Below are 9,916 nucleotides of genomic sequence, written 5' to 3'. Positions count from 1 at the left end.
GGCTTGATCAGCTCGACCTCGGTCACATCCTCCGAGTACTCCCGGTAGGTGGGTTCGAACTTGGCCTTGTAGAGGTAGATGCCAAGCGCGATGTGGACCACGACGGAGATGACGATCGCGGCGATGACCCCGGCGCTACGCTTCTTGCGCGGAGCGTCGAAGGGACTGTGGTGGACGTGAACGGTGTCGCTGGTGTCAGACATTCGTCACCCCCCTCAGTTTTCTTGTTCGCCGATGAGCGCCACGCTGTAGAACCCGTTGTCTTGCAGCGTATTCATCACGCCCATGAAGTCACCATACATGGTGTCCTTATCGGCGCGGATGAAGATCCGCTCCTTCTCCGGGTTCCGTCGACCGATATTCGATCGCAGATCGTCGCCCATTGCCGAGAGATCGGTTTCAAAGTCACCGATGTAAAGGCGGCCGTCCGACTGGATCGAAATATAGACCGGCTTTGGTGGGTTCGGGGAAGGCTCAGCGACGGCTGGCGGAAGAGCGACCTGGATCGTCACACTGGCCAGCGGCGCCGCCACCATGAAGATGATCAGGAGAACCAGCATGACGTCCACGAAGGGCGTCACATTGATTTCGCTGTTCTGCTCAACCTGATACTTGCCACCCCCAGAACCTGAGAGTTTAGCGGCCATTGGGTTTAGGCCCCCTTGTCGAGCTGCCGGGAGATGACGTTCATCAGTTCAGAAATGAAGCCTTCGGTACGAGCGCCGTAAGCCGAAATCCGGGTCTGGAAGTAGTTATAGAAGATAACGGCCGGGATAGCGGCGGCCAGACCCATGGCCGTGGCCAGCAGGGCTTCAGCGATACCGGGCGCCACGACGGCCAGGTTGGTCGTGTTGGTGTTCGCGATACCGATGAACGAGTACATGATCCCGTACACGGTGCCGAACAGACCGATGAACGGACCGTTGGAACCGACCGAGGCCAGGAACTGCATGCCGTTGGACAGGCGCTTGGCCATCTGGGCCTGCACGCCGTTCACCGCGGCCATGGCGCGGCCGATGGTGGTTTCACGGTGTTCGCCGGTGATGGCGAGGCCCGCCTGACGGGACACTTCGACTTCCTGGACAGCCGCGGCGGCCATGTCGGCCAGCGGGTTGCCTTCGAAGTCGTCCGACATGGCCACGCGACCCACGTCGTTGATCGTCTTGGCGCTGCGGAAGGATTCCAGGAAGCGGTTGGTCTGGCGTTCAAGGCTGCCAAACTCGATCAGCTTCATGATCAGCAGGGTCCAGGAGAAGATCGAGGCCAGAGCCAGACCGATCAGCACGGCCTTACCGACCGGCTGAGCGTCCAGGAACATCTGGGTGATCGTCAGCTCATGGGCGCCGCCGGCCGCTTCTTCGGCGGCTTCGGGTTCCGGCGCGGGGGCCGGTTCGGCGGCAGGAGCTTCAGTGGTGGTGGCTTCGGCGGCGGCCGGATCGGCCGGAGCGGCGTCCTGGGCGAACGCCGGCGCGCTCATCACCAGCGCGGCCGCGCCAATGAGAGCGATGAAGGGGGTCTTCCGTTTATTGTCGAGCATCTGTCGCCAGTTCCTAATGGTCTAGCACGTTTGGACCGAGGGTCGTCGCGCGAGAGCGTCTCCACCCTAGTTGAACAAGTCCGGACCCGGGTCGGCTTGCGCCGGCCGAGACCGTAACCGCTTTCGCTGCACCCGACCCGTAGCGTCTCTCTTCCACATTCGTGTGAAGATCGACGCCGCGAAGGGCGAGGCGAGACCGCAGGCCTTTCGGACAGCGGACCCTCACCGCAAAGTTAGACGTGCGGCGAGGCTCCTTTGGCAACCCCCAAACGGAGCGTCAAGTGCCGCAGGGGCCAGCTAAGCGTAGGGAAGTGCTTCAGAAATTACGGTATTGATGCACCGCAGCATCTGTATCGTCAGCATTAGTTGGAGTTTTTCAACTCAACAAAGAAATATATTGCTGCATCGCAGCATTCCTGACGGAACGGAGTTTGGTCAAAGCTGGTCATTTTAGGGAGGAAGCAGGCCCCCCGCCGCCCAGCAAATGCACAGGCGCAGCCGACGCGGGCGAAATGGGCTCCGGACCCAAGCCTGTCAAGGCGTTGCGACGGTTCTGCGACGGGAATCACCCTCCCCTGTGGCGCAGGCGCCGCGGCGCCTCGTCGCGGTCGCGACGAGCCCGGTCATAACTTCAGGATGGGGCCGTTCGAAACATAGATGCGGGGTTGAAGGCGCCCCTCCCGGCCCGGACAGCGTCACGGTCGCCATCGCCGGGGTCAGACCCGTCAGTTCAGGTTTGGAGGGGAAGTGGTGCCTGGGGGCGGATTCGAACCACCGACACGCGGATTTTCAATCCGCTGCTCTACCAACTGAGCTACCCAGGCGCTGCGCCGCGGCGCGGGATCGGCTCTATAGAAGAGGGTTTGTCCGAAGTCCAGCGTCCGCCGACAAACTTGTCAGACCCCGTCATCCTCGGCCGGCGCGTCGTCGGCCTCCACCGCCGGAACGGCGTAGGCGCCGGTGAACCAGCGTTGCAGATCCACGTCGGCGCAGCGTTTGGAGCAGAAGGGACGGAAGGCCTGCACGGACGGCCGCTGGCAGATCGGGCAGGCTGGGCCCTTGGCCGGCTTGGCGTTCATCGGGCGAAGGCCTCGGTCAGATCCCAGGGGGCGGTCGGATCAGCCTCCACCACGAAGCGGCGACCCACGCGGCCGGCCAGGGCTTCCAGCGCCGGGGCCGCGGCGGCCGCCACAGCGGGCGCACATCGGCCAACCAGCTGGGCGCCCGGGGCGGCCCGGGCCTCGGCCTCCAGGCGACGCACCAGGCGCTGGGCCAGGGTGAAGGCGGACACGCGCCCGTCGGGGTCGCGCAATTGTTCGATCACGGGCCTGGATCGTCGCGGCAGGGTCATCTCCAGGGTCCCAAAGCGGCTCACCGGTCCGATGGAGACCCCGGGATTGTCGGCGGCGAAGGCGGTGCGGGCCGCGCCCAGCAGGGCGGTCCCGTCATGGCCCCGGCCGGCCAGATCGATGACCACCAGCCCCCCCAGCCCCTTCAGCCGCAGCAGACGGGCGGCTGCGGCCAGTCCGGCCATATTGGCCTGCCGCGTCACCTTCTTGGCCTCCGCCCCCTTTCGAGAGCCCACATCGATATCCACCGCCGTGAGCGCCCGGGTGGGCTCGATGGCCAGGCTGCCGCCTCCGGGCAAGGGATGGATGGTCTCCAGGATTTCGGCCTCGGCCAGATCGGCGGCCTCGCGGGCGGCCGCGCCGGTCAGAAGCTCCCCCTCCCCGGCCAGCATCTCCAGCACATGGCGAAGGTCCGGGGCCGGCGCCAACAGTTCCGGCGCGCCTTCGGCCTCGCCGATCACGCGGACGGTGGCGAGCTTGCCCTCCCGCGGCTCGCTGCGGATCTCCACCTCCAGGGCCTGACCCTGGCGCGGGCGGCTGTCGGGTTTGAAGACCAGGCTGGCCTCGGCCCCGCCGCCCAGATCGAGGAAGGCCAGACCAAGGGCGGGCTCCACCTCGCGCACCCGCGCTCTCAGCCGCGCGCCCAAGCACAGGCGCGGCTCCTGCCCCGGACGATCCAGGATCAGGCGTTCAGGACGTCCATCGAGCAGAAGGCCGCCGCGGGTCTCCCCGAGGCCTTCATCGAGAAAGGCGATGCGTCGGCTCATGGCCTCCGATAGCCGAGGCCCTCCAGAAGGCAAAGCGTCTCATAGAGCGGCAGGCCCACCACGGCGGGATAGGAACCCTGGAGTTCGCGCACGAAGCCCCCGGCCCGGCCCTGAATCCCGTAGCCTCCGGCCTTGCCCAGGCCCTCGCCCGACTGAACATAGTCATCGATCTCGTCCGGGGTCAGGCGCTTGAAGACCAGCCGCGTCTCCACCAGCCGCTGGGCGGCGCGGCCAGACGGCGCGGCCACCGCCACGGCGGTGAGCACCCGGTGGCTGCGCCCCGACAGCATGGCCAGGCAGTCGGCCACCGTGGCCGCATCCTCGGCCTTGGGCAGAACCCGGCGGCCCAGGGCCACCACGGTGTCGGCGGCCAGGACAAAGGCGTCGGGATGAGCCTGCGCCACCGCGGCGGCCTTGGCCTGAGCCAGGCGCACGGCCAGACGCCGCGGGGTCTCCCCCTTCAGCTCGGCCTCATCAATGTCCGAAGCGGTCACATGGTCTGGGCGCACGCCCACCTGGGCCAGAAGATCCAGGCGCCGGGGACTGGCGGAGGCCAGGATCAGGCCGGGCCGGGACGCCGGCGCCATCAGCGGACGCGGAATGTGATCCGGCCCTTGCTCAGATCATAGGGCGTCATCTCGACCAGGACCTTGTCGCCGACGGCCACGCGGATCCGGTTCTTGCGCATCTTGCCGGCCGTGTGGGCGATGATCTCGTGGTCGTTTTCCAGCTTCACCCGGAACATGGCGTTGGGCAGCACTTCGCTTACCACGCCGGGGAATTCCAACAGCTCTTCCTTGGCCATGCAGGCTCCAGATTGGGCGCACACCTCAAAACGAACGGCTCGCGCCTGGAATCGGTGCGCGAGCCGTCAGCGCGTTATTATAACCCAGGTTGAAACCGCCGGTAGATGGTCCGCTGAAAGCCGCCGAGCGCTGTGGCTCCCGCGCCTCTAACTGCGGAAGCGCGCCTTCAGCCGGGCGGCCAGATCGTCGCGCACCTCGCGATAGGCGGCCAGCCGGTTCTCGCGCGATCCGTCGGCGAGGGTGGGATCGTGGGTCGGCCAGTATTCGATCTCCACCGCGTTGTGGCGGGCCAGCTCCACGGCCCGGTGCTGGGCCTCGGGCGTGAGCGAGATGACCACGTCGAACGAGGCGTCCTCCAGCTCATCGAAGGTCTTGGGCCGGTGGGCGGCCAGGTCGACGCCGATTTCGGCCATCACCGCCTGTACGAACGGGTCGGCGCCCTCGGCCTCCGCCGCGCCGTCAGGTTTCAGGCCGCAGCTGTCCACAAAGACCCGGTCCCCCACCAGGGCCTTGGCCAGGGCCTCGGCCATGGGCGAGCGGACCCGGTTGAAGTTGCAGGCGAACAGGACGGCGCCGGGCAAGGGCGGGCGGTCGTCGGAACCCGTGGTCATGGGGCCTCAGGTCCGGTGATGCAGGGCGCAGATCAGGGTGAAGAGACGCCGGGCGGTGTCCAGGTCGGTCTCGATCTTGCCCGACAGGCGGGTGCGCAAGAGCTCGGAGGCCTCGTTGTGCAGGCCCCGGCGGCCCATGTCCAAGGCCTCGATCTGCTGGGGCGTGGCGTTGCGGATCGCCTGATAATAGCTCTCGCAGATCATGAAGTAGTCCTTGATCAGCGGCCGGAACGGCGAAAGCGAGAGGATGTGCCGCTTCTCGTAGTCGGGGCCCCGGACATCCAGAACCAGGCGATTCTCCATCAGCCCCATGTGCAGGTCGTAGGGGCCGCCCGCCGCCCCCTCCGGCACGAAGTGGTTGGCCTCCAGCAGGTCGAAGATGGCGATCTGACGCTCCTGCTCCTGGTCGCGCGAAATCGCGCCCAGGGAGTTCTGGTCGATCTCGACGCTCTGCAGGCGGTGGTTGGTCTGATCGTCGGCCATGAGTCTGGCGAGGTTCTAGCGGGAAGAGGTTTATTGCAAACCACCCCCTGTCGTCATCCCGCCGCGGAAGGTTGATCGCCTTCCACAGCGAAAAAGCCCCGCCGTTGAGGACGGCGGGGCGGAAGTCGCGGGAAGGTCGGCGAGGTTCGATCAGCGCCAGGCGGCGTAACGATAGCCCTCGGGCTGGATGTAGGCGCCGTGGACATAGCCGACGCCCACGCCGTTCTGGCCCACCAGCACCCATTCGCTGCCCCGGACATAGGCCAGGGCTTCGAAACGCTGGCCGGCGCGCAGCTGGCCCACCCGGGCGCTGCTGGTGGACGGCGCGGCCCGCAGATTGACGTTGCTGCGGGCGATCATGGCGCCGCCGCCGCCCGCGTAATTGGCCGGAGAGATGCTGCGGTCCAGACGATAGCCGCCGTGGGCGTAGGTGGCCGGCTGCTGATAGCCGTGGCCTTGCGCATAGCGGCGGTCCTGGTCGTCGTGCTGCAGCTTGCAGCCGATGGCCGAGCCGGCGGCGGCGCCCACCACAGCGCCGAGGGCCGTGCCGGTGGTGCGGTCGTTCTTGGCCAGGTTGGAGCCGGCCGCAGCGCCCACCAAGGCGCCGATCAGGGCCCCGCCCTCCTGCTTGCCGCCGGGCGCGTTACAGCCCAGCACGCCCCCGAAATTCTGCGCCTGGGCAGGCGCGGCGGCGCCCAGGGTCAGGGCGCCGACCATGGCGGCGGCCGCAGCCGCCGAGGCCAGTTTGGTAACATTCTTCTTCGGCATTGCTTGCCTCCATCGGACGTTATGACCGGGGCCGTCGTGGCCCTGATGAAACGACCTTAGAGGCTGGCCCCGAACGCTCGCCTGAAGGGCGCCGACAGGTTCCGTTCAGGTTCGGGCCGCCGATTTCGGCCCTCAGTCCCGCCTCAGCCGCGGCCCAGGCGCAGGGCGGCGGAACGGGCGTGGGCCGGCAGGCCCTCGGCTTCGGCCAGGGCCACGGTCGCAGGCCCCAGGGCCGCGAAGGCCTGCTCGTCGCACTTCACGAAACTGGTCCGCTTGATGAAATCGAACAGGGAAAGCCCGGATGAAAACCGTGCGGCCCGGCTGGTGGGCAGGACGTGGTTGGAGCCGGCGACATAGTCCCCGATGGCCTCGGGCGCATGGCGGCCCAGGAACATGGCCCCGGCGTGACGCACCTGGGCGGCCAGGGCGTCGGGATCGGCCACGGCGAACTCCACATGTTCCGGCGCCAGCCGGTCCACCAGGCGCGGGGCTTCGGAGAGCGGCGCCAGAATCACCGCCCCGTGGTCCCGCCAGGAGGCCGCGGCGTCCTGGCCGGTGCTGAGCGTCTTGAGCTGGACCTGCACCTGCGCCTCGACGGCGGCGGCGAAATCGGCGTCGTCGGTGATCAGGATGGACTGGGCGGCGGGGTCGTGCTCGGCCTGGGACAAGAGGTCGGCGGCGATCCAGTCGGGACGGTTCAGGCCGTCGGCCACCACCACGATCTCAGAGGGACCGGCCAGGGCGTCGATCCCCACCACCCCGTAAACCCGGCGCTTGGCCGCGGTGACGAAGGCGTTGCCCGGCCCCACGATCTTGTCCACTGGGGCGATGGGACCCGCGCCATAGGCCAGGGCGGCGACGGCCTGGGCGCCGCCCACCCGCCAGATCTCGGTGACGCCCGCAGCCTGGGCCGCGGCCAGGACGGCGGGCTGCAGGCGGCCGGGCGGGGTGACCATGGCGATCCGCCCGACCCCGGCGGCGGCGGCCGGCACAGTGTTCATCAGCACGGTGGAGGGATAGGCCGCCCGGCCGCCGGGCACATAGACCCCCACCGAATCGAGCGGCGTCCATCGCCAGCCCATTTCCACGCCGGCCGAATCGACGAACCGGGCGTCGGCCGGCCGCTGGCGCTCGTGATAGGTGCGGATGCGGTCGGCCGCGAAGGCGATGGCCTCGCGCACCTCCGCCGGACAGGCTTCGGCCCCCTGGGCGATCTCCTCGGCGCTGACCCGAAGGCTGTCGACATCCAGCTCCACCTTGTCGAACTGGCGGGCGAAGCGCAGCAGGGCGGCGACCCCCTCGGTGCGCACCGCATGGAGCACGTCGCGAACGATCGCCTCCACATCCTCGGGGGTGTCGCGGCGGGCCTCCACCAGATCGGTGAAGGCCTGTTCGAAATCGGGGTCTGAGAACGACAATCGGCGCATGGGCGGCAATTTAGCGATCCGGCGCGCTCTGCGCCATGGGCGCGGCGACGGCCGTGGGCCCCTCGCCCTCAGGGGCGGTGCTGAGGCCGCCTTGGGGTCGGCCAGGGGTCTGAGACGTCGGCCAGGACCATGTCGATGCACTCGACGCTGACCCGCAGGTCGCCGCCGCCGGCGAATTGCAGCAGAAGCACGCCGCCCGGCGGCTCCTCGGCGGGCTCGAAAGCGACGGCCAGCAACTCCACCACCGCATCGGGGGCGTCCCGGCGCAGGCGGCGGGCCTCGACCTTGAGCACCGATCCGATCTGCAGGGCGCTGCGGCAGCGGGCGCGTCCGCCCGCCTCCCATCGATAGCGGTTGAGCGCCAGGGTCAGCCGGCGGCCCTGGGACTCAAACCGGATGTCGCCCAGCTTGGCCACGGCGTCCTGCAGGGCGGCCGAGACGACGGCCACGTCCTGGGCGTCCTCGGCGCGGAGCTTCAGCCGACGATCGCGATCAGGCATCGAAGTGCGCGTCGCCAGCCGGCCCGCGCCCCGGTATCCGCCGCACCCGGGCCCCGCAGGCGCTGAGCTTGGCCTCCAGCCGCTCGAAGCCGCGATCCAGGTGATAGACCCGGCCCACCGTGGTCTCGCCGCTGGCGGCCAGGCCCGCGATCACCAGGCTGACCGAGGCCCGCAGGTCGGTGGCCATGACCTCCGCGCCGTTGAGGCCGCCCACGCCCTTCACCCGGGCCTCGCCGCCCTGAATGGCGATGTCGGCCCCCAGGCGCGCCAGCTCCGGCGCATGCATGAAGCGGTTCTCGAAGATGGTCTCGCGGATCACCGAAACCCCGTCGGCCAGGGTCATCAGGGCCATGAACTGGGCCTGCAGATCGGTGGCGAAGCCCGGATAGGGGTCGGTCTCGACCTCCACGGCGTTCAGCCGGCGGCCGTTGCGCTTGATCGTCACCCCGTCATTGTGCCGGATCACGTCAACCCCGGCCTCCTCCATCTTTTCCAGCAGGTTGGAGATGAAGTCGCTGCGGGTGCGGGTGATGCGCACCTCGCCCCCGGCCATGGCCGCGGCCAGGGCGTAGGTGCCGGTCTCGATGCGGTCGGGAATGACCGCGTGCGTGGCGCCGTGCAGTCGCCCCACGCCCTGGATGCGGATGGTGTCCAGGCCCGCCCCAGTGATCTGGGCGCCCATCTTGTTCAGGCAGTCGGCCAGATCGACGATCTCGGGCTCGCAGGCGGCGTTGCGCAGCACGGTCTCGCCCTCGGCCAGGACAGCGGCCAGCAGGGCGTGTTCGGTGGCGCCCACCGAGACGAAGGGAAAGGCGATCTCCGCCCCCTTCAAGCCCCGCGGCGCCTGGGCGTAGACATAGCCCTCGTGCAGGTCGATGTGCGCGCCCAGGGCGCGCAGGGCCTCCAGATGCAGGTCCACCGGCCGCGCGCCGATGGTGCATCCGCCGGGCAGCGAGACCTTGGCCTGGCCCGAGCGCGCCAGCAGCGGCCCCAGCACATTGAACGAGGCCCGCATCTGCCGGACCAGGTCATAGGGGGCGATGGCGCTGATGATCTCCGGCGTCTGCAGCAGGGTTTCAGGCCCGTCGGGGCCATCCTGCTCCACCACCTGGGCGCCCAGACGCGACAGCAGCTGGCCCAGGAAGCGGGTATCGGCCAGGCGGGGCATATTGGTCAGCCGCAGGGGCTGGTCGGTCAGCAGGCTGGCCGCCATCAGCTTGATGGCCGAATTCTTGGCGCCGCTGATGGGGATCTCCCCCTCCAGCCGAACGCCGCCCTCGATGGCGATACGATCCAATCCGAGCCCTTTCCCCACGACCTCGCGGCCGATGCACCCAAGGGCCTTCTAGCCCGCGCAGGCCGTTCGGCAAAGACGCCGGGGCCTCACGAACGCTTGTCAGGCTCGGGCGGAGGCGTGCGCGACGGCGCCTTGCGACGGCGCAGATTATCCCGCAGCGCCTTGGCCCGCTTGGCCTCGCGGGCCAGTTCCTCAGGCGTGGGGGCCTTATCCTTTTCGCTCATGCCCCAGCGATGCCCAGGCCCCCGCCGCCGGTCAAGGCGGAGAAATCCGCATTTGGGGGCTTCACGCGGGGCGCGGCGTTCGTTATAGCGCCCGCCTCGCCTTTCGCCGCCGTAGCTCAGTGGTAGAGCGCATCCTTGGTAAGGCTG

13 protein-coding genes, 1 tRNA gene and 1 pseudogene are annotated in these 9,916 nt (G+C 68.6%); all 15 read right to left on the bottom strand.

The window, feature by feature from the left end; all coding sequences use genetic code 11:
* Positions 1–203 (bottom strand): annotated as a pseudogene (locus V7D28_RS10800) (energy transducer TonB); the annotation flags it as partial.
* A 12-nt stretch (positions 204–215) separates the two neighbouring features.
* A complete protein-coding gene (locus V7D28_RS10795; RefSeq protein WP_333587393.1) occupies positions 216–647 on the bottom strand; it encodes a biopolymer transporter ExbD in 432 nt (143 codons plus the stop codon).
* Between the two features lie 5 nt (positions 648–652).
* Positions 653–1,537, bottom strand: coding sequence for a MotA/TolQ/ExbB proton channel family protein (locus V7D28_RS10790; RefSeq protein ID WP_333587392.1), 885 nt, complete (start codon positions 1,535–1,537; stop codon positions 653–655).
* 748 nt (positions 1,538–2,285) lie between these two features.
* Positions 2,286–2,361: transfer RNA gene (locus tag V7D28_RS10785), tRNA-Phe, on the bottom strand.
* A gap of 72 nt (positions 2,362–2,433) precedes the next feature.
* A complete protein-coding gene (locus V7D28_RS10780) occupies positions 2,434–2,616 on the bottom strand; it encodes a DNA gyrase inhibitor YacG (protein WP_333587391.1) in 183 nt (60 codons plus the stop codon).
* Complete coding sequence (locus V7D28_RS10775; RefSeq protein ID WP_333587390.1) at positions 2,613–3,653, bottom strand: ribonuclease E/G; 1,041 nt, start codon at positions 3,651–3,653, stop codon at positions 2,613–2,615. Before V7D28_RS10775 ends, V7D28_RS10780 begins: the two co-directional genes overlap by 4 nt.
* Complete coding sequence (locus V7D28_RS10770) at positions 3,650–4,240, bottom strand: Maf family protein (protein WP_333587389.1); 591 nt, start codon at positions 4,238–4,240, stop codon at positions 3,650–3,652. The genes V7D28_RS10775 and V7D28_RS10770 overlap by 4 nt, the downstream gene beginning before the upstream one ends.
* The gene (gene infA, locus V7D28_RS10765; RefSeq protein ID WP_333587388.1) at positions 4,240–4,458 is read right to left on the bottom strand and encodes a translation initiation factor IF-1; all 219 of its coding nucleotides are present in this window, start codon (positions 4,456–4,458) and stop codon (positions 4,240–4,242) included. The genes V7D28_RS10770 and infA overlap by 1 nt, the downstream gene beginning before the upstream one ends.
* Positions 4,459–4,605: 147 nt before the next feature.
* Positions 4,606–5,070, bottom strand: a complete 465-nt coding sequence (locus V7D28_RS10760; protein ID WP_333587387.1) for an arsenate-mycothiol transferase ArsC — start codon at positions 5,068–5,070, stop codon at positions 4,606–4,608.
* A 6-nt stretch (positions 5,071–5,076) separates the two neighbouring features.
* Positions 5,077–5,553: a UPF0262 family protein gene (locus tag V7D28_RS10755; RefSeq protein ID WP_333587386.1), complete on the bottom strand. Its 477-nt coding sequence runs from the start codon at positions 5,551–5,553 to the stop codon at positions 5,077–5,079.
* 150 nt (positions 5,554–5,703) lie between these two features.
* Positions 5,704–6,321: an SH3 domain-containing protein gene (locus V7D28_RS10750; protein WP_333587385.1), complete on the bottom strand. Its 618-nt coding sequence runs from the start codon at positions 6,319–6,321 to the stop codon at positions 5,704–5,706.
* A 143-nt stretch (positions 6,322–6,464) separates the two neighbouring features.
* Positions 6,465–7,748, bottom strand: a complete 1,284-nt coding sequence (hisD, locus tag V7D28_RS10745; protein WP_333587384.1) for a histidinol dehydrogenase — start codon at positions 7,746–7,748, stop codon at positions 6,465–6,467.
* Between the two features lie 68 nt (positions 7,749–7,816).
* Positions 7,817–8,248: a DUF2948 family protein gene (locus V7D28_RS10740; protein WP_333587383.1), complete on the bottom strand. Its 432-nt coding sequence runs from the start codon at positions 8,246–8,248 to the stop codon at positions 7,817–7,819.
* Positions 8,241–9,545, bottom strand: a complete 1,305-nt coding sequence (murA, locus tag V7D28_RS10735; RefSeq protein WP_333587382.1) for a UDP-N-acetylglucosamine 1-carboxyvinyltransferase — start codon at positions 9,543–9,545, stop codon at positions 8,241–8,243. Before murA ends, V7D28_RS10740 begins: the two co-directional genes overlap by 8 nt.
* An 86-nt stretch (positions 9,546–9,631) precedes the next feature.
* Complete coding sequence (locus tag V7D28_RS10730) at positions 9,632–9,769, bottom strand: hypothetical protein (RefSeq protein WP_333587381.1); 138 nt, start codon at positions 9,767–9,769, stop codon at positions 9,632–9,634.
* Positions 9,770–9,916 lie beyond the last annotated feature (147 nt).

It is taken from the genome of Phenylobacterium sp. (assembly GCF_036723115.1).
In the GTDB taxonomy this organism is placed as follows: domain Bacteria; phylum Pseudomonadota; class Alphaproteobacteria; order Caulobacterales; family Caulobacteraceae; genus Phenylobacterium.
This window is presented reverse-complemented; position numbering and strand designations above follow the sequence as displayed.

Excerpts from the sequence above, each read along its gene's own strand:
- V7D28_RS10795 (WP_333587393.1), bottom strand. The coding sequence starts at position 647 with ATGGCCGCTAAACTCTCAGGTTCTGGGGGTGGCAAGTATCAGGTTGAG.
- V7D28_RS10790 (WP_333587392.1), bottom strand. The coding sequence starts at position 1,537 with ATGCTCGACAATAAACGGAAGACCCCCTTCATCGCTCTCATTGGCGCG.
- V7D28_RS10780 (WP_333587391.1), bottom strand. The coding sequence starts at position 2,616 with ATGAACGCCAAGCCGGCCAAGGGCCCAGCCTGCCCGATCTGCCAGCGG.
- V7D28_RS10775 (WP_333587390.1), bottom strand. The coding sequence starts at position 3,653 with ATGAGCCGACGCATCGCCTTTCTCGATGAAGGCCTCGGGGAGACCCGC.
- V7D28_RS10770 (WP_333587389.1), bottom strand. The coding sequence starts at position 4,240 with ATGGCGCCGGCGTCCCGGCCCGGCCTGATCCTGGCCTCCGCCAGTCCC.
- infA (WP_333587388.1), bottom strand. The coding sequence starts at position 4,458 with ATGGCCAAGGAAGAGCTGTTGGAATTCCCCGGCGTGGTAAGCGAAGTG.
- V7D28_RS10760 (WP_333587387.1), bottom strand. The coding sequence starts at position 5,070 with ATGACCACGGGTTCCGACGACCGCCCGCCCTTGCCCGGCGCCGTCCTG.
- V7D28_RS10755 (WP_333587386.1), bottom strand. The coding sequence starts at position 5,553 with ATGGCCGACGATCAGACCAACCACCGCCTGCAGAGCGTCGAGATCGAC.
- V7D28_RS10750 (WP_333587385.1), bottom strand. The coding sequence starts at position 6,321 with ATGCCGAAGAAGAATGTTACCAAACTGGCCTCGGCGGCTGCGGCCGCC.
- hisD (WP_333587384.1), bottom strand. The coding sequence starts at position 7,748 with ATGCGCCGATTGTCGTTCTCAGACCCCGATTTCGAACAGGCCTTCACC.
- V7D28_RS10740 (WP_333587383.1), bottom strand. The coding sequence starts at position 8,248 with ATGCCTGATCGCGATCGTCGGCTGAAGCTCCGCGCCGAGGACGCCCAG.
- V7D28_RS10730 (WP_333587381.1), bottom strand. The coding sequence starts at position 9,769 with ATGAGCGAAAAGGATAAGGCCCCCACGCCTGAGGAACTGGCCCGCGAG.